General features: G+C 51.0%; 12 protein-coding genes and 2 tRNA genes. 9 read left to right on the top strand and 5 right to left on the bottom strand.

The window, feature by feature from the left end; translation table 11 throughout:
• Window positions 1-235 precede the first annotated feature (235 nt).
• From gyrB to BQ5456_RS05345, 6 genes are all read left to right on the top strand, one after another.
• Window positions 236-2,260 (top strand): DNA topoisomerase (ATP-hydrolyzing) subunit B, encoded by a 2,025-nt coding sequence (gene gyrB, locus BQ5456_RS05370; protein WP_205407859.1) that lies wholly within the window; start codon window positions 236-238, stop codon window positions 2,258-2,260.
• 12 nt (window positions 2,261-2,272) lie between these two features.
• Window positions 2,273-4,939: a DNA gyrase subunit A gene (gyrA, locus tag BQ5456_RS05365; RefSeq protein WP_083378382.1), complete on the top strand. Its 2,667-nt coding sequence runs from the start codon at window positions 2,273-2,275 to the stop codon at window positions 4,937-4,939.
• Window positions 4,940-4,953: 14 nt separating this feature from the next.
• Window positions 4,954-5,721: a DUF3566 domain-containing protein gene (locus tag BQ5456_RS10685; RefSeq protein WP_083378381.1), complete on the top strand. Its 768-nt coding sequence runs from the start codon at window positions 4,954-4,956 to the stop codon at window positions 5,719-5,721.
• 123 nt (window positions 5,722-5,844) lie between these two features.
• Window positions 5,845-5,918, top strand: a tRNA-Ile gene (locus tag BQ5456_RS05355).
• Between the two features lie 167 nt (window positions 5,919-6,085).
• A tRNA-Ala gene (locus BQ5456_RS05350) sits at window positions 6,086-6,158 on the top strand.
• A gap of 509 nt (window positions 6,159-6,667) precedes the next feature.
• Window positions 6,668-7,333 carry a nucleoside/nucleotide kinase family protein gene (locus BQ5456_RS05345; protein WP_159428766.1) on the top strand — a complete coding sequence of 222 codons (666 nt, stop codon included), beginning with the start codon at window positions 6,668-6,670 and terminating at the stop codon, window positions 7,331-7,333.
• Here the strand turns inward: BQ5456_RS05345 and BQ5456_RS05340 are convergent.
• From BQ5456_RS05340 to BQ5456_RS10580, 5 genes are all read right to left on the bottom strand, one after another.
• Complete coding sequence (locus BQ5456_RS05340; protein WP_071129088.1) at window positions 7,330-8,226, bottom strand: PfkB family carbohydrate kinase; 897 nt, start codon at window positions 8,224-8,226, stop codon at window positions 7,330-7,332. The genes BQ5456_RS05345 and BQ5456_RS05340 overlap by 4 nt on opposite strands.
• A gap of 145 nt (window positions 8,227-8,371) precedes the next feature.
• Window positions 8,372-9,151 carry an ABC transporter ATP-binding protein gene (locus BQ5456_RS05335; RefSeq protein ID WP_071129087.1) on the bottom strand — a complete coding sequence of 260 codons (780 nt, stop codon included), beginning with the start codon at window positions 9,149-9,151 and terminating at the stop codon, window positions 8,372-8,374.
• Between the two features lie 4 nt (window positions 9,152-9,155).
• The gene (locus BQ5456_RS05330) at window positions 9,156-10,145 is read right to left on the bottom strand and encodes an ABC transporter substrate-binding protein (protein ID WP_071129086.1); all 990 of its coding nucleotides are present in this window, start codon (window positions 10,143-10,145) and stop codon (window positions 9,156-9,158) included.
• A gap of 12 nt (window positions 10,146-10,157) precedes the next feature.
• Window positions 10,158-11,180 (bottom strand): FecCD family ABC transporter permease, encoded by a 1,023-nt coding sequence (locus BQ5456_RS05325; RefSeq protein WP_071129085.1) that lies wholly within the window; start codon window positions 11,178-11,180, stop codon window positions 10,158-10,160.
• Window positions 11,174-12,355 carry a prolyl oligopeptidase family serine peptidase gene (locus tag BQ5456_RS10580; RefSeq protein ID WP_235858535.1) on the bottom strand — a complete coding sequence of 394 codons (1,182 nt, stop codon included), beginning with the start codon at window positions 12,353-12,355 and terminating at the stop codon, window positions 11,174-11,176. The genes BQ5456_RS05325 and BQ5456_RS10580 overlap by 7 nt, the downstream gene beginning before the upstream one ends.
• 325 nt (window positions 12,356-12,680) lie before the next feature.
• On the opposite strand from BQ5456_RS10580, the gene BQ5456_RS05315 reads away from it, so the two are divergent.
• From BQ5456_RS05315 to BQ5456_RS05305, 3 genes are read left to right on the top strand one after another with little or no spacing between them, the layout of a single operon-like run.
• Window positions 12,681-14,891 carry a YcaO-like family protein gene (locus BQ5456_RS05315; RefSeq protein WP_071129084.1) on the top strand — a complete coding sequence of 737 codons (2,211 nt, stop codon included), beginning with the start codon at window positions 12,681-12,683 and terminating at the stop codon, window positions 14,889-14,891.
• 34 nt (window positions 14,892-14,925) lie between these two features.
• The gene (locus tag BQ5456_RS05310; RefSeq protein ID WP_071129083.1) at window positions 14,926-16,659 is read left to right on the top strand and encodes an ABC transporter ATP-binding protein/permease; all 1,734 of its coding nucleotides are present in this window, start codon (window positions 14,926-14,928) and stop codon (window positions 16,657-16,659) included.
• A gap of 6 nt (window positions 16,660-16,665) precedes the next feature.
• Window positions 16,666-18,393, top strand: a complete 1,728-nt coding sequence (locus tag BQ5456_RS05305) for an ABC transporter ATP-binding protein (protein WP_071129082.1) — start codon at window positions 16,666-16,668, stop codon at window positions 18,391-18,393.
• Window positions 18,394-18,422: the final 29 nt, after the last annotated feature.

Genomic DNA, 18,422 nt, shown 5'->3' with positions numbered 1-18,422 from the left:
TTCTAACCCCGGGCGCGTCCTCGAAAAAATTTGCCTCTAACGCACCGAAAGTAAAAAAGTGACTTTCCCCCGAAAACTAGGGTGAAGCCGTAAAATGTGGGTTTTTGGGGCTTTCACGGTAGAATAGAGTCAGTGAGCGCCGGATTTTCGGCGTGAATGCCCTGGGGCAGATGGTGCCCAGCGGTCGGAAATATCCGGCTCGGGGCCAGCGAACTAGACCAAGGAGATCCAGCAGGTGGCTGACCTGGGTGACCAACAAGTCCAGCACGAATACGGTGCGGACGACATCACAGTTTTAGAGGGGCTAGAGGCAGTACGCAAACGTCCCGGCATGTATATCGGTTCTACCGGGGAGCGCGGTCTGCACCACCTGGTATACGAGGTAGTCGACAACTCTGTCGACGAGGCTCTGGCCGGCTATTGCGACCATATCGAAGTTGCCATCCAGGCAGATGGGGGTTTGCGGGTCAGCGATAATGGCCGCGGAATCCCAGTGGATATGCACCCCACCGAAAAACGCCCCACAGTGGAAGTGGTAATGACTATCTTGCACGCCGGTGGCAAGTTCGGATCTGGCGGTTACGCAGTTTCCGGCGGTCTGCACGGGGTTGGGGTTTCGGTAGTAAACGCCCTCTCGGTGCGGATGGATACCGTGGTAAAACGGCAAGGCTACGTCTGGCGACAGTCCTTCGGTAACGGCGGACATCCCCTTACCGAATTGGAACGTGGGGAAGAAACCGAGGAAACCGGTACCCAACAGACCTTTTACCCGGATCCGGAAATCTTCGAGACCACTACTTTTAGTTTCGAGATTTTGCGGCAGCGTTTCCAGCAGATGGCCTTCCTGAACAAGGGGCTGCGGATTACTTTAACTGATGAGCGCCCCGAGGCTACCGATGCCGGCGATTTAGTGACTGGCGATGCGCAAGGTACCGCCGATGATCCGGTTCCCGGTTTCCGGCAAGTATCGTTCATGTACGAAAACGGTCTGCGCGACTATGTAGAGTTCATTAACCACTCCAAGAAATCCGAGGTCATCAACCCCGAGATCATCGATTTTGAGTCAGTTAACGAGGACGCCTCCATCAGCCTCGAAATCGCGTTGCAGTGGACCACCGCCTATTCCGAGTCCGTGCATACCTACGCGAACACGATTAACACCACCGAGGGCGGCACCCACGAGGAAGGTTTCCGCTCGGCACTGACCAGCTTGATGAATAAATATGCCCGGGATAAAGGGATCCTCAAGGACAAGGATCATAACTTGACCGGTGACGATATTCGGGAAGGTTTAACCGCCGTTATTTCGGTTAAACTCACCGAGCCGCAATTCGAGGGGCAAACCAAAACCAAACTGGGAAACACCGAGGCGCGTACCTTTGTGCAGCAGCAGGTTTACTCCAAACTGGGTGACTGGTTAGATGCCCATCCCATGGACGCGAAAGCGATACTGGTAAAGGCACAGCAGGCGGCAACCGCGCGGGTGGCTGCTCGCAAGGCTCGGGAAGCTACCCGGCGCAAGTCGGCTCTGGAATCTGTATCTATGCCTGGGAAGCTGCGGGATTGTTCTTCCCGCGATGCCTCCCAATGCGAAATTTATATTGTAGAGGGCGACTCTGCAGGTGGCTCGGCTGTGCAGGGGCGCGACCCGGCTCACCAGGCAATCTTGCCGATTCGTGGCAAAATCCTAAACGTAGAGAAAGCGCGGCTAGACCGTGCCCTGTCCAGTCAAGAAATTCAGTCTTTGATTACCGCCTTCGGTACTGGCATTGGCGAAGACTTCGATATTTCCAAGCTGCGTTATAACGCGATAGTGATTATGGCGGACGCGGATGTGGACGGCCAGCATATCGCCACTTTGTTGCTGACTTTGCTATTCCGCTATATGCGTCCCCTGATTGAAAAAGGGCACGTATTTATCGCCTGCCCCCCGCTTTACCGGCTGAAATGGTCGAATGCGCCCCACCAGTTCGTGTTCTCGGATCGCCAACGCGACGAATATCTAGAGGACGGCAAAACCGATGGCAAGCGCCTGCCGAAAGAGGGCGGGGTACAGCGCTACAAGGGACTCGGGGAAATGAATCCCCAGGAACTGTGGGAAACCACCATGAACCCCGAAGATCGGATGCTCAAACAAGTGACCTTATCCGAAGCAGCCAGCGCGGATGAAGTTTTCTCCATGCTAATGGGCGAGGACGTGGAGTCGCGGCGCGCTTTCATTCAGCGTAATGCCACTGACGTGCGGTTCTTGGATATTTAAGGGACGGGAAAAATGAGTGAAATAGACAACCAGGATCAAAATCAGCAAACAGGCGCCTCGGAAAACTCTCAGCACTCCGGCGCGGCTTTTGGGGGCGGGGATACCGCTTCGGCAGACGCCCTCGAAAATAATTCCGGTCTTTTCCAGGCAAAAGGGCATATTAATCAGGTTGACCTAGAAACCGAGATGCAGCGTTCCTATCTGGATTATGCGATGAGCGTGATCGTAGGGCGCGCCCTGCCGGAGGTGCGGGACGGTCTCAAGCCGGTACACCGGCGGATTCTGTATGCCATGTATGACGGTGGCTACCGCCCCAACGCCGGGTTCTCCAAATGTATGCGCGTAGTCGGCGACGTGATGGGGCACTTCCACCCCCACGGTGACGCCGCGGTTTATGACGCTTTAGCGCGCCTAGTGCAGCCTTGGTCGATGCGTTACCCGATGGTGGCTGGTCAAGGTAACTTTGGCTCCCCGGGTAACCTGGGGCCGGCCGCTCCGCGTTATACGGAATGTAAAATGGCACCTTTGTCGATGGAAATGGTGCGGGACATCGATGAAGACACCGTTGATTTTATGGACAACTATGATGGGCGCACCCAAGAACCCACGGTCTTGCCTGCCCGCCTGCCCTACCTGCTGCTTAACGGGTCAGAGGGAATCGCAGTGGGGATGGCCACCCGGATTCCGCCCCACAATATGCGGGAAGTTGCTGACGGGGTGCAGTGGGCGCTAGCGCATCCCGAGGCTTCGCGCGAAGAATTAATGGAAGCCCTGATCGAACGGATTAAGGGACCGGATTTCCCCACGGGCGCCACTATTTTGGGGCGCAAAGGGATTGAACAGGCATACCGTACCGGTCGCGGTTCCATTGTGCAGCGAGCGATAGTCAACGTAGAGGAAATCAACTCCCGGGTCTGCCTGGTGGTTACCGAACTTCCCTACCAGGTAAATCCGGATAATCTGGCGGCAAAAATCGCTGGACTGGTGAAAGACGGGCAGATCGAGGGGATTGCGGATATCCGCGACGAATCCTCGGACCGCTCCGGGCAGCGCCTGGTGATTGTGCTCAAGCGGGACGCGGTTCCCAAGGTGGTTTTGAATAACCTCTATAAGCGTACCCAGTTGCAGGATTCCTTCCCCGCCAATATGTTGGCTCTGGTAGATGGGGTTCCGCGGACGCTTTCTATCGATGGGTTTATTTCTAACTGGATTACCCATCAGCTTGAAGTAATCGTGCGCCGCACCAATTTCCGCTTGAAGCGGGCGCAAGATCGCCTCCATATTTTGCAAGGCTACCTGATGGCGCTGGATGCCTTGGATGCGGTGATTGCTACTATCCGTAAATCACCCACAGTTGATGAAGCGCGCAGCGCCCTGATGGAGCTGCTCGGGGTAGATGAAGTCCAAGCGGATGCGATTCTGGCTTTGCAGCTGCGCCGCTTAGCCGCCCTCGAGAGGCAAAAGATTCTCGATGAACACACCGAGTTAGAGGCGCGGGTAAAGGATCTACAAGATATCTTGGCTCGTCCGGAGCGGCAGCGGGGAATTATTTCCACCGAACTGGGCGAGATCGTCGATAAGTATGGTGATGAGCGGCGCACCAAGATTATGCCGTTCGCCGGGGAAATGTCGATGGAAGACCTGATTGAAGAACAGGACGTGGTGGTCACCATTACCCATTCCGGGTATGTCAAACGCACCCGCCTGGATCAATACCGCAGCCAAAAGCGCGGCGGCAAGGGTATCAAGGGTGCGCAGCTACGCGAAGATGACGTGGTGGATCACTTCTTTACCACCACCACTCATCACTGGTTGGCGTTCTTTACTAATAAGGGTCGGGTTTACCGGGCGAAAGCTTATGAACTGCCCGAGGGAGGACGCGACTCTAAGGGTCAGCACGTAGCAAACCTCTTGGCGTTCCAGCCGGAAGAAAAAATCGCGCAGGTTTTGGCGTTTAGTTCTTATGATGATGCCGAGTATTTGGCGCTGGCTACCCGCTCGGGGCTGGTGAAAAAGACTCGCTTTACCGAATATGATTCCAATCGTACCGGCGGTTTGATTGCGATTAACTTGCGGGAAATGCCTGATGGTGCCGCTGATGAAGTGGTGTCTGCGGAACTGGTAAATGGTGATGATGAGCTGCTATTGGTTTCCCATAAGGGGCAGTCGCTGCGTTTCTTAGCCACTGACGAGGCTCTGCGTCCTACTGGTCGCGCTACCTCCGGGGTGCGGGGCATGAAGTTCCGCGAGGGGGATCACTTGTTGGCGATGACGGTTATCCGTCCTGATAGTGACCTTTTGGTGGTGACTGAGGGTGGATACGCGAAACGCACATCGGTAGAGGAATACCGGGTACAGGGACGCGGCGGCCTGGGGATCAAGGTCGCTAATCTGGTGGCTGAGCGCGGCGGCCTGGTGGGAGCCTTGATTGTTAATGACGATGATGAGGTCATGGTGATTATGCAGTCCGGGAAAGTACAACGTTCCCGGGTAGACGAGGTTCCCCGTACAGGACGTAACACACAGGGAGTAATTTTCACTCGCCCGGCTGAAGGGGATGCGGTTTTGGCTGTGGCGTTAAATAATGAGAAGTCAGATGATGATGAATCGTCAGAGGCTACGGACGAGGAACTCGATCAAGAAGTGGCCGCTTTAGAAACCGAAACAACTGAGCTCTAGTGAGAGGCTGACCAATGACAACTGATGGTAAAGATCAAGATAAGGCTCCCCTAGGGCAGGGAGAGGACGCTGCCCCGGAGGGCGGCTCAAAGAAGCCGGGCGCGGAAGCAGAAAACAGCGCCCGCAAGCCCCAGAAAGATAAGGTAGCAGGAGCTGCTGATACCCAGGGTGGCGAGGGTAAGAAGACCGGGCAGGATAAGACCGGTCAAGGCGATGGCGGTCACGATAAATCGGGGGAAAGCCCGGTGAACAAGGGTGGCAAATCGCCCCAGTCTGCGGGGAAAAAATCCGCGGGAAAGTCAGGTTCTAAAGGCGGAAAAAATATAGCGATTCCGCAGGTAAAATCGGATTCTGCTACCGGGGGTAAGGCTGGACAGTCAGAGAAAGTTGGCGCGTCCTCGGCGAAGATAGGTGAATATCAGCCGCGCCAAATCTCCTTGGTGGTTTCCCGGATTGACCCCTGGACGGTGATGAAAGTTTCCTTCCTGCTGTCGGTGGCGCTGGGAATCGCGATGGTGCTGGCGGGTTTGCTAGTTTGGTTGCTGTTGAACTCGATGAACGTGTTTAGTTCGGTAGAGAACTTTATTAACGATATTGATCCTACCGGCTCAATTGCTTCAATGATTGACTATCTGCGGTTACCGCGGATGATGGCGATGAGCACGATTATCGCAGTTTCTAACGTGATCTTGATGACCGCGTTTTGTACGGTGGGGGCGCTTATTTATAACTTGGCGACTTCGCTGGTTGACGGAATTAAGTTGGCACTTACTGACGAGTAGTATTACTGCATTCTGTGCCTGGTGGGGGCGCTGGCGGGTGGCGTGACGGAACGCACCTAGGCAGGGTTTGAAAGCCGGGTTAGGAATGTTGTAATCTGCAATGGTGTTCGTGATGGACACGATGGGCCTATAGCTCAGTTGGTTAGAGCGCAGTCCTGATAAGACTGAGGTCGCTGGTTCGAGCCCAGCTAGGCCCACTGCGAGGGAAGTTTGTTCAGCAATCAACCAGGTAGGTAGATTTGAAAAAGATTCTAAAACTGCTGTTTGTCAGCGTCTTTTTCGTCTGGTGTTTGAATGCCGCAAATGACTTACGCAATGATCCCGGAGTTTGGAAGTACCTGTAAACAGGTTTTCTGGCTCAAAAGGGGCTATGGCGCAGCTGGTAGCGCATCTGCTTTGCAAGCAGAGGGTCGCGGGTTCGAGTCCCGCTAGCTCCACAAACACTGATACCCCGGTCTTGCGCCGGGGTATCAGTGTTTTAAGCTGAGGGGCTCGAACCCGTGAGGGCTGGCGCGGGGTGGTAGCGAACGCGGGTTGAGTGTTCGCCCGCGCCAGTGGTTTTCGGGGGCTGTGCTCCGAAAACCCTTGCTGGTGCGTAGCACCGCCGAGTCCCGCTAGCTCCACTTCGTTGGCGCAATCCCTTAGGGTTACTGGCACAAATGAGGAGCCCCAGGTTTACCCTGGGGTTTCACCATTTTATAAGCGAGGGACGAGAACCCGGGAGGGCTGGCGCGGGGAGGGCTCGGCGTGGGGGGCTAGGTTTTTCCTCCTGCCCAAGAATCTGGAAAACGTAGCGACGTTTCCCAAATTCTTATGCCCACCGCGTCTGCTCGGATAAAACCTAGCCCTCGCGCTCTCTGACAGTCGTTCGTACAGCTCTTACCGGTCGTGACCCTTCCGATGCCAGTAATATCAAAGAAGTAAAGTTTCTTTAGGGGGATTGCCAGTGAAGATTTATGAATTTGGATGCTTGGAATATCTTGCACGAGATCTCTGCCGGCAGTTGCGCCCTGGTCGCAGTATTGTGGGTATCGCCGGAGCTCCTGGTGCTGGAAAATCTACGTTAGCGCAGAAACTTGTTGCTTATTTAACTGATGTTTTAGACATTAATAGTGCGTACCTGCCAATGGATGGATTTCATTTTTCGAATGCGATATTGCGGCAAAAGCAGCTGCTAGACCGGAAAGGCGCTCCGGAAACTTTTGATGTGAATGGATACCTTAATGTATTGCAACGGTTGCGGGACATAGTGGATTACCCTGTGTTCGTCCCTACCTATTCGCGCTCGCTACACGAGCCGATTGCGGCTGCTATCGAGATTAAGCCAGACACTCAGGTTATTGTCACTGAAGGGAATTATCTGGCCGCCCAGTATGGCGGTTGGGAACATGTTAAGGAAATACTGGATATCCTGTGGTATTTGGATACTGATAGTTCTTTACTTAAAGATAGGCTTATTGAAAGGCAAATGGCTGGGGGACGGTCTCGAAAACTCGCGGTTAAATGGGTAGAGGAAGTTGATTCCCCCAATAAAGATATTGTGGAAAAAACCAAGCTCGAGGCCGACGCCCTAATCAGATTACTTTTCGATATTTCGGTAGAAAATAGCTAGTTTTCTGCCAGCCACTTCCGAGTGCCGAAGGATTGGATTGATAAGGCTGCGATCCGGCTCGCTTTGGCAAGCGCATTTAAGAAAGTTTCTGCGGTAAGCGCTTGCTTGCCCAGGGCTTTCACGAAACCTCCGTGGAAGAAATCCCCGGCACCAAGAGTATCTACAACGGTAGTCTTACAGGTTTTTAGGGTTCCGGTAATTCCCTCCACCGAATATAGGATCTCTTTGCTACCTCGAGTAATCGCTGAATATTTGACCCCGAAGTTCGCCAGATAGTCAAAAAGTTCTGCGGAGCTGTGGCCGCTGGCAAATGGTTCCGAGACGATAGCAACATCAATGTAAGGTAACAGTTCCTCGGTGTAGCTCTTTACGCTCCCTCCATCTAAAACCGTAGTTATTCCCGAACTGCGAGCCCGCTTCAACACCTCTAAAGTGAGATCAGTTTCGTAACCATCGGTTTCCACAATGTCGAAATTTTCGACCTCGATATCTAGGGCGTTATAGGCAGGAGCGAGGTTTCGCTGGTCAGTAGCAGAAATAACCGCTCTATCGCCGGTTGATTGGGTTACTAAGATCGTGGCCACGGTCGAGGACGTGTTTCCAGGCAGCGTGGATGCCTCAAGGCGAACATGATTTTTTTCGAGGTCTTCGCGAATCAGCTCGCCGATTCTGTCATCGGATATCCGGGTTACCAGAACTGCATCGCCCCTATCTTCTAGTCCCGCACCTAGTTTTGAATATCCGTGTGCGAAGGCCACTGCGGCATTGCTGGCTGGCCCTCCCGCGGCGAATGTGAAATCAAGGGCTCTGATTTTTTCATTTTCGGCCGGGAGCTTTTCCACTAACTGGATAACATCTAAGGTTGCGAGACCAACAAATAACCCTTTTGTCACTTTTCCCCACTTTCTCGCCGACAGCGCGTTTTAATCGCAGCCTATCGCCTTAAACCAACCATGAAGTCTTGCCCTTTCGTAACTCTAACAGGCGTGTTTTCCTGGTTACAGTACACCGTTAGAGCCTGCGATATTAGCTCACCTGTCAGGTAGTGGATGGCAATGGTTTGAAAATAAATTGTTTGACGTTTCCGTCTTGGACTTCTTTGGCGCTTACGCCATAAACATCGTGGATGAGTTCAGGAGTGAGAATATCGTCCGGGACACCTTGAGTGTGTACCCGGCCATTTTTAAGAATAATTGCCTGGTCGCAGTAGCGGGTTACCAGGTTAAGATCATGTAAGATTATGACAGCGGTGTCGCTAACATTCTTGATGATACTAAGAATTTGATGTTGGTATTTGATATCTAGATGATTTGTGGGTTCATCTAGCAGGATACATTTACATTGTTGGGCGAGGGCGCGGGCAATAAGAACCCGTTGACGCTCCCCACCGGAAAGCGTATCCACATAGCGCTCTTGCGCATAGCTCATACCAACAGCGGCAAGAGCCTCTTGACAGATTTTACGATCAGCTGCGCTATATCCTTGAATATCCTTACGATGCGGGGATCGTCCCAGAAGAACAATATCGAGTACGCGGGTTCTTTCCATGTCGTGCTCGAATTGGGAAACCACTGCGATACGTCGGGCAACTTGACCGGGGCGCATTTGGTCTAAAGGCTGCCCACTGAGGAGGATTCTCCCCTCCGATAGTTTTTGTGCAGCGAACATAGCCCTCATAAGGGTAGTTTTCCCGGAACCATTAGGGCCGGCGATACCTAAAATTTTGCCTTGAGGTACCTCGAAGGAGACCCTGTCAAGAACTTTGGTGTCACCGAAATGGACGCTAGCTTTGTCTATCGTGAGGGGAGAATCATTCATCCGTTTACTTTCCTAGTTTCTTAAGCTGATCAGCCAGTTCAAATGTTCCATAAATCGCGGTGGGGGAAGCATAGGCTACTGCGGATTCCGCGTAGATAATGTTGCCATTTTTAACCGCTTTCATGTCCTTGAAGCCAGGAATCTTTTCAAGTCGTTGCATTGAACTTTCTTTGGTGGCACCCCCCATTCCGGTGAGCAAGATGATTACATCGGGGTCTGATTTAACAAATGCTTCTGGCGCAATGGGACCTTGGTGCGGATGATAGTTCGGGTCGATAGCATTAACAAGGTTAAGGGTCTTATTTATTTCCCCCATGACCCCTTTGTTTCCGTAACTAAATAGGTCGGCATCTTCTCCGTAGTAGTAGGCGTAGGAAACTTTGCGGTCTTTACCGATTTTCTCATTACTAACCTGCTCTAGTTTCTCTTTAAGTTCCTTGACGGTGGCATCCGCTTTTTCGGAGGTGCCCATGATCTTGCCTAGCTGAGTAATCTCCGCCAAAGTAGTATCGAACGATTCATCGGATTTTTGATCCGGATAGAAGTAGTTGCACTCGGTAGCATCTACAACGGCAGGGATTCCCTTTTCTGCTACCGCTTTCGGAGCGGTAGTTTCGGAACTGAATCCGCCACCATAAGCAAGATCAGGTTTCAGTTTCATGAGGGCTTCCATAGAAATGGATTCCGTTGACAGCACTTTGATTCCGTCTGCTTTTTTACCTATCCAGGAGGGTGGTTCTTCACCCCATTCATTGGCGCGACCAACAATGGATTTTTCTGCTCCGGCAGCAAATAGGTACGCCAAACCGGTAACTCCCATTGAAACAACTTTCTTAGGATGGGTAGTAAACTTCGTTTCCACCCCACAGTTCTTTACGGTAAGGGGTTCGTCAGCAGCAGCGTTAGAAGAATCCTTTGTCCCGGAGCAGCCAGTGAGGGCGGCGACCGCAAGGCATGCGCCCAACGCGCCAGCCACAATTCGTTTCTTTATCATTCTTTTTCCTTTCTATTTGGAATATTTCTTGATGAGAGCCATTAGCATAGGGGTTCCTACCAGGGCTGTTAGTATTCCGATTGGTAGTTCCGCTGGTCTGATAGCCACGCGGGTGCAGGTGTCGGCAATGACGACAAGCAGTGCGCCTCCCAGGGCAGCGATAGGTAATGCTGCCCGGGTGGTGGAACCTACCAGCTGCTTCGCGGCATGAGGAACGACCAGGCCGACGAATCCGATGGCGCCGGTAAGAGAAACGAGCACCGCTATAGTCAGTGCCACTACGAGGAATAGGAGGTTTCGGTAAAGGCGGGGGCTTGTTCCTAGCGAGATTGCTGCATCGTCTCCCAAATTAAGAATATCGACTCTTCTACCCCAGATTGTGAAGCAGATTATTGCAACAGTTACCACGCTGCCGGCGATGAAGGTGTCATGCCAGGTGGCGTTAGATATTGATCCGAGCGTCCAGAACATTACGGATTTGGTTCCTGCAGCGTTTTTAGCCATGAGGGTTATTAGGCTGGTGATCGCGGAAAAAAAATAGGTTACCGCCATACCTGCAAAAATGATGCGTGTGGGAGTGATTTTTCCTCCGGCAGAAGCTAGCAGGGTAACGAGTAGAATGGAGGCTATTGCTCCCAGGAAGGCACCGAAAGTGATTCCCAATGCAGATAAGATATTGCTGGTTGTTCCGAAAACTATGACTGCTGCTGCGCCGGTGGAAGCCCCGGAGGAAATACCTAGAATATAGGGATCGCCCAACGGGTTGCGCAGTAACGACTGAGTTATCAGGCCGCATATACCCAAGCCGGCACCTACGATTGCTCCCAGAACAGCGCGGGGAAATCTGACCTCCCCAATAATCTGAGTGTCAACGTCAGCGTCAGCAGTTCTTCTCAGGGTGGCATTGATGCCCTCAAGTGCGGCCGATAGTGAAATATCAGTAGCTCCCACAATGACAGCCACTATCAACGAGCAAGCTAGCGTTATCGCTAAAACGATTGCCAGAATTAGGCGTTGCTTTCTATTCGTTAACATGGTGAACCTGTTGCTTCCGGTTTTGTTTCAGATGCTTTTTGGCTGAGATAGCTCCACAGTCTGCGTTCGTGGGCTATCCTCTCGCTGGGATCAAATGCCCCTTCATGTCCGCCTTTGCTGGAATAACGCCAGTACGTTACTTCCCCTCCCAAATTTTTCACCCGTTCGACTAGGGAATCTGCATGAGAAATAGTGGTGACTGCATCGTGACAGTAGCCAATAATCAGCCAAGATGTGGTGCTTAAACTTCGGGGTGTGGCTTCACAGGCTAGGGGATCTTCCTCTTTCATAAAGTTCTCCCAAGCAGTGGTTCGAGGATCCCCGTACTCGTCTAACCATTGACGGCCTAAGGTTGTTTTTGGCAGGTCTTTCGTGCTGCTGATCGGGACGCGACATATTACATGGGATACCAGTTCCGGATGGTGAATGGCGGTATTCGCCGCCAGCAATGCTCCATGAGACATGCCGTGTACAAATGTAGTCTCGGGGGTGCAAATATTTTGACGATGCAATTCACGAATAGAGGAGGCTATATCTGCCCTGACTTTACGTCTTCCTGCTTTAACCCCGGCTTGATGCCAAGCTTTCCCGAATTCAGCGCCTCCTCGGGAGTGAATGACGGCAACGCTGTAACCAAGGGTTAACCATTTTGAATAAATGTCTGGACTATAGAAACTGTGATTGTTCCTCCCGAATCCCCCGTAAATGAATACGATTGTCGGCTGTTTTCCGGCTAACGTTCCGAAGCAGTCTATAGGGATTCGAGTTCCGTCCTCGCTATGAGCCCAAATTTGTCTGCAGGTAAATGTGTTGGCGTTTTCGGAGGTGTCATTCTTGGCGAAAGTTAGTTCTCCAGTTTTCCGATCAAGGCGGTAAAGGCGGGGAGCATTAATAAAGGAGGAGCCTTGTAAATAGAGCTCCTGGTCGAGCACTTTTATCGGTTTAATGTGCTGTCCTAAGGGGAATGATTTTCCAGATTTGTGGGTGATGACATCAAAAGTTTTGGTGTCATAAACCAGAGTTTCGCAAGCATCTTGGTAACCGCCATATACCGGGTTAGATCCAGAGGTTTTCCACTGTGGGTAGAAGACACTGCCTTCGGGTAACCGGATCTCACCGCGCACTTTGATGATGTTTTCGCACTTAGGCGGGGATAGTTGCGATATCTGTTTCACCTAACCTCCTTCATTTGTTCCGTAGTTTTATTTCCCTCTTGTGTAAAAGAAGAAACCATGTAAACTGTGCTTAGGTTAGCATAACCTAAGTAACAAGTTAAAGGCTAGCCTCTAAAGTTTCTATCGCTTGAAAGGAGGGGAAATGAACACACTCGAAATCGTAGAGATTGAGGAAGTGAACACCGATCAAATCACTGTTCCTCACTGCCATCACGGTGCCACCCAGCAGAGCTTTGCATGGAGGTAAGTAGATAGGCATCGGGTAAAAGATAGTGCTAAGACGCACTTTACCCAATATTTCATATAGGTAAGAGGATCAGGGGTTATGTGGAAGATTTGTGCGCAAGTAAGGCCTTTGGATACGAATAGATGCGTTCTTACATGTGCAGATGGTCGTGATCTGGTGCTCTCAACGGATGTCAATAGCATCGTGCGCGTCTTAGATGCGGCGCAGGATGTCCAGTCCACTCACCCTTTGGGCACTCCGTTGAAAAAAGCATTAGAAAAACACAGTTGTTTTATCAACACGCATGACCTAGTCTTCCAGACCCCTGATCCTCAATCTAAGGCCAATGCAGAGGTAATTGTCTGCGGTGACCCCACAATTGCGCGTTTAATAACTTCAGAGCTCCAAAAGATTGATGTCACGGCGCGCCTGTCTTCCCAGTCAGTTCGCGAATGTGCATACCAAGTCTTCAATCGCGGCGCCCTGGTGGTGTGCCGCGGAGATGAGCCTGCTCCCGTATTTGCGCAAACTATTGAAGACAATCTCGGACTAAATATTTCAGTGATCACGGTGGATCACACCCCCGACCAACTATTGGTTGGCCCAGCAGTACTTAAAGGGCAAGGTGCAACTTATAGCGACAGTCTTGCTCGTCTCGCCGGAAATGCAGTCAATAGTGCAGTATTTCAAGCAAAAATGGGTAGCCCCGTATGGGGAAGTTTCTTACCGCGCTTAGGTGCAGCCACAAATATGGGGCACAAAGCAGCGGAATTAATTAAAGCTATTACTCGCAATGAAATCGATAACCAGAAATCAACCCCCCTTGACACTATTTGGGCAATTTCGTTGGACGGGGAGCTCGAAGTTCACGCGGTGTTTCCCACGAATTTTATGATGGGCCCTCAGCCTAAATCCCCGATTCACCCTCCCACCTTTGTGGTTGATAAATGCTATGGAATCGTAAAAGAGCTCACTCGGGTACATCACAGTGCCTATATGCCACCTACATTGCATACTACCCAGGCGCGAACATGTGATTTACGTAGAACATCAACTTATATCAACACTGTATTTTGCCAAGGCTCAACGTTAATCCCCAATGAGCTTGGAGAAGAAGAAAAAGAAGCGCAGGTCCACGACACTGAACTAGCGGCTATTGGTGAATCGGTCGAGCGTTATTGCTCTAACCTAATCGATCTCAAACCGGTATTGCATGGTTCTTATCGGGAATTAACGAGAAAAGGATACCCGCTTCTTCATCCGGAAGAACTGGTGCTATTCTCTGCAAACCAATACCAGCAGCCCGGATTTCCTTTTGTACCTTTGACCCCTGACCTGCCCGTAGGGTGGGTGGAAGGTACCTATTATGAGAATGAAGAGCCAGTTTTCGTTCCCGCCTCCTTGGTGTATGTCAACTGGTATACCAACCAGTATCGGCAAGAACCGAAAGTTAACTTTCCAGCGTTTGCTGGAGTAGCTGCAGGAACCAGCAGTGAACAGGCAATATTATCGGGTATCAGTGAAATTATTGAACGGCATGCCACCATGGTGTGGTGGTTGAATACCCAGCCGCTTCCGCACCTGAAATTACCACAGAAATATTTAGATCTTTTTAGCGGGACGAAAGAGCCACTCCGCCCCGCTTTGATCAATCTAGACAACACATTCAATATTCCGGTGCTAGCCGGGGTAGTTCACAATGATGTCTCTAAACTGGTCCACGTTGGTTTTTCTTGTCGCTCGAGCGTTGAACAAGGCGCCTTAAAAGCCTGGAGCGAAGCGCTAACCTTACAAGAGGGAGCTCACGACCTCGCAAACCCCGAAGGGGCACATTGGACAGCAATCCGTAAAGGTCTACTTCCTGGACGTTCATATAAGAAATGGCGCCGTGACCGCCGCTATCTGGATGATTTCCGTGAGGATCTCAAAGATGTAGATGACCTCCTAATTCAGCAAGAAGTCTTTCTAGATCCTCGCGCGGTAGACAGAGTGAAATCACTGTTAGATATACCAGCAACCCGCAGTATTTCATCTGTGCCACAGCTGAAAGATAGCCAACTAGCTAGTTATATAGAGCGTATCCACGCCCGGGGTATGCGGGTAATAACCGTTGATATCACTTCTCGCGATGTTGCTTCTTGCGGACTGCATGTGATCCGCACATTAATTCCCGGCACGATCGGCAATACTCCTGCCGCATTTCCCTACCTGGGGCGCAATATGGTGGCAGAGGAAGCAGTACGGTTAGGATGGGTGGATTCGCCAAGGCCTGAAGGTAGCATGAATCCCTTCCCAATGCCGCACGCGTAAAACCGATACCGTTGTTGAGAAAGGATAGGCGATTGTGTTCGCAAAGCAGCGTTTAGTTATGCGCGCCGCCGGAGTCTCCGTGTGGCTGCTGGCCCCCGCCATGATGCTGGGTGTCCTGGTGTCTTGCTTATATATTGCAACCGCGGTGTGCAACGCCATGCTTTTCAATGAGCTATTGAGCTCTCGCCGGGTCTTCACGGTGGTGGGACTAATCATAGCTATCGCCGGTTTGCTCTTAATCCGTCCGTTACTTGAGGTCAGGGGACAGCTTCTACAAAATCGAGCGGGACTAGTGGTGAAAAGCCGCTTACGGCAGGCGCTTCTAGAGCAACTAGATGCGCGCGGACCTATGCGGGGAGGACTGGGGCGTTCTGGACAAATACAGTCGGTTCTCACTGATGGGGTTGAGGCGATCGAACCCTATTTCGTCAAGTATTTCACCCAACTGGCGGTCACTGCTCTAACCGCGATCGGTCTAACAATTGCTATTGCCAGCATTTCTCCCCTGATTGCGGGAGTTCTTTTGGTCTGTGGAGTCGCGATTATTGCTATCCCCCGATTATGGGATAGAGCTCTTGCTGATCGTGGACAATCGCATTGGGTAGCGTACGAAAATCTCAATGCCGATTTCGTGGATTCTATGATGGGAATGTCCACTTTGAAATCTTTTGGGGCGGCCAAAGATCATGGCAGCCAATTAGAAAAACAGTCGAGCCAGCTGCTGAAAACTACTATGGGGCAGCTACGGCTTTCATTGGGAGAAACGGGCCTATCAGGAATGATGAAAGTGCTCGGTCCTGCTCTCGGGCTCGTGATCGCAATTTCTTTGATTACTTCCAAGTCGATGCCGATTAGCTCGCTATTTGTGGTTACGCTGCTAGCTATCGAACTTTTCCGCCCGTTTACTGCCTTATCGGCATGTTGGCATGAAGCGTTTTTCGGTATTTCCGCGCTGCCAGCTATGAGCGAGTTATTTGAACAGGAGCAAACTTCTGCCACTACCCGCAAATCTCCGCAAAACATGCCTCGCAGTAACGAAGTATCTTTCGTGGATATCTCCTACACTTATCCGGGAGCTGCCGAGCCGGCTCTTGAGCAAGTCACTTTCGTTGCACCTGCAGGTAAAACAACCGCTTTGGTGGGGCTGTCAGGTTCCGGAAAATCCACTGCGCTCGGGTTATTAATGGGTTTCGATCACCCTGATAGTGGAAGTATCACAGTTGGAGGGGTTCCAGCTGACAGTTTGGATATTGCCCGTACCGTCACCCTGGTTCCGCAAGACCCGATTATTTTTCCAGGAACAGTAAGGTCAATTTTGGCCGAAGCTAATCCCAAAGCGGATGAAGCAGAGATGATGACGGCTCTCAAGCTAGCCTGTGCTACAAATCTGCATCCCGATAACGATCCTGATTCTGGTGACAATATTCTTGATTTAAAAATTGAAGAACATGCTTCGAACCTCTCCGGAGGGCAAAAACAGCGACTTGCAATTGCTCGGGCCCTGGTTCGTAAATGCCCGCTCCTCGTACTTGACGAATCTACTTCTGGTTTGGACACCCAAACAGAAACAACGGTTCTGACGAATATTCGCAAGGCGTACCCGAATCTCACTTTATTACTGGTTACCCACCGTATTGACGCTGCTGAGCAAACAGATCATGTAGTGGTAATGGGACATGGGAAAGTGCTTTGTAGCGGGAATCCCTGTACGTTAAGCCAGGAAGATAATGCCTGGTCAAGATTGATTAGTGCACAGATAGGAGCCTAGTCGACTATGACCTTAGTTTTCAGTAATTTCCTTGCACTGATGAAGCGGCTACGCGAATGTGTTCCCCTCTTCGTAGCCGCCACTATTGTGACTGCACTTGCCCAAATTAGTGTAGTTGGGGTTGCGGTTAGTTCTGTATGGATATCTACGCAATTCATATTAAACCGTACAAACAATCTGACCCTGCTGTTCGTTATGATGTTTACCCTGGTGGTCGTGCATGCCGTGAGTACCCTCTTTGAGGTTTGGTGGTCACATGAAGTTGCTTACCGGATTCTACATACCTTGCGGGTGCACATTTATAACGCTATCGAGCGAATCGCGCCCTTAGGGTTGCAAGGAAAACGCACCGGTGATGTGGCATCGGCTGCCATGAATGATGCGGAACAGTTGGAATGGTTTTATGCGCATACGGCCTCTACTGCCATCTGCGCCATTCTCACTCCAACTTTATTCACCGGGGTGCTGGTGAGTTTTATTGGTCCGATTGGACTGATAATGCTGCTACCAACTGCAGCTATGATTGCATTCCCTTTCGCCCTTATGTCCATACAACGCCGGCAAGGTAAAAAATTACGTTATCAACTAGCCCAGTTGCGTATTGCAGTTCTGGATTCTATTCAAGGGCAAAGGGAACTGCGATCCTTGGGGATGGTGGATAAACAAAATGCGCAGATCTTGGATCTAACACGAAAAGTGCAGGTAACTAAGAATTCGCAAACGATAAGAAAAGCCTGGGAATCAGCTTTTTCTACGATTGCAACCACAGTCGGATCCACGATTTTGCTAGTCATTCTAACTGGATGGGTACTGACCGGACATTTAGATTCGGCTTTGTTACCAGTTGCGGTGGTGCTAGCGGGTCTCGTACCAACCCCCGCGACAACGCTAGTGGGCATGCTGGGAAGAGTAGGAGAAATTGGGGCATGCGCACACCGGATTAATACCATTCTTAACGCTAAGGATCCCATCCCCTCCATCCCCGAAACCAATCATGTCGAATACGAGGCAGAAACAAATCATTTAGTTAGCGACAATACGGTTTTTTCCTATCAGGCAGGTACGCCAGTTATTAACCAAGTTAACTTAACCGCAACTCCTAAACGTTCGATCGCGATTGTTGGAAAATCAGGGGCGGGGAAAACTACCCTAGCCAATCTGGCTATGCGTTATCTTGATCCTCAGGAAGGCGAACTGCGTTTTGATGGGAAAAATCTTCGCTCCTATCAACCGAACCAATATCGCGAAAGACTGGCTCTTGTTCCCCAGGACTGCCATATTTTTGCCGGAACTGTGCGAGACAATCTTGTTTTAGCTAATCCGCAGGCCTGCGATGATGATATTTGGGCAGCTCTTGCCCAAGCTGATATCAGTGAGCTGATTACTTCTTTAGGAGGATTAGACGCGAGAGTCGGGGATCGGGGAACCACGCTCTCGGGTGGGGAACGTCAACGTATCGGGATTGCCCGTGCTTTTCTTCGGCGTCCCGACATGCTCATCCTCGATGAGCCGTTAGCTAATATCGATCCCTTCCTTGAAGCCTCCATTGCCAAAAATATTCGTCACGCGAGGGCTGACCGTACTACTATCGTCATTGCCCATAGGCTGGCTTCTATTCGTATCGCGGACCATATCGTAGTTCTTGATGGTGGGTGCGTGGTTGCAGAAGGGACTCATCAGGAGCTTAAAGATCAGCCAGTTTATAGAACGCTTTTAGGGCAACAAATAGCTTAGTTACCACATAAATCAGTAAATAGGCGAGC

This window comes from Varibaculum massiliense, from assembly GCF_900106855.1.
GTDB classification, from domain to species: domain Bacteria; phylum Actinomycetota; class Actinomycetes; order Actinomycetales; family Actinomycetaceae; genus Varibaculum; species Varibaculum massiliense.
This window is presented reverse-complemented; position numbering and strand designations above follow the sequence as displayed.

What these genes read in the sequence shown, in the direction of transcription:
- BQ5456_RS05335 (WP_071129087.1), bottom strand. Translation starts at nt 9,151, where the DNA reads ATGAATGATTCTCCCCTCACGATAGACAAAGCTAGCGTCCATTTCGGT.
- BQ5456_RS05325 (WP_071129085.1), bottom strand. Translation starts at nt 11,180, where the DNA reads ATGTTAACGAATAGAAAGCAACGCCTAATTCTGGCAATCGTTTTAGCG.
- gyrA (WP_083378382.1), top strand. Translation starts at nt 2,273, where the DNA reads ATGAGTGAAATAGACAACCAGGATCAAAATCAGCAAACAGGCGCCTCG.
- BQ5456_RS05315 (WP_071129084.1), top strand. Translation starts at nt 12,681, where the DNA reads ATGTGGAAGATTTGTGCGCAAGTAAGGCCTTTGGATACGAATAGATGC.
- BQ5456_RS05330 (WP_071129086.1), bottom strand. Translation starts at nt 10,145, where the DNA reads ATGATAAAGAAACGAATTGTGGCTGGCGCGTTGGGCGCATGCCTTGCG.
- BQ5456_RS10685 (WP_083378381.1), top strand. Translation starts at nt 4,954, where the DNA reads ATGACAACTGATGGTAAAGATCAAGATAAGGCTCCCCTAGGGCAGGGA.
- BQ5456_RS05305 (WP_071129082.1), top strand. Translation starts at nt 16,666, where the DNA reads ATGACCTTAGTTTTCAGTAATTTCCTTGCACTGATGAAGCGGCTACGC.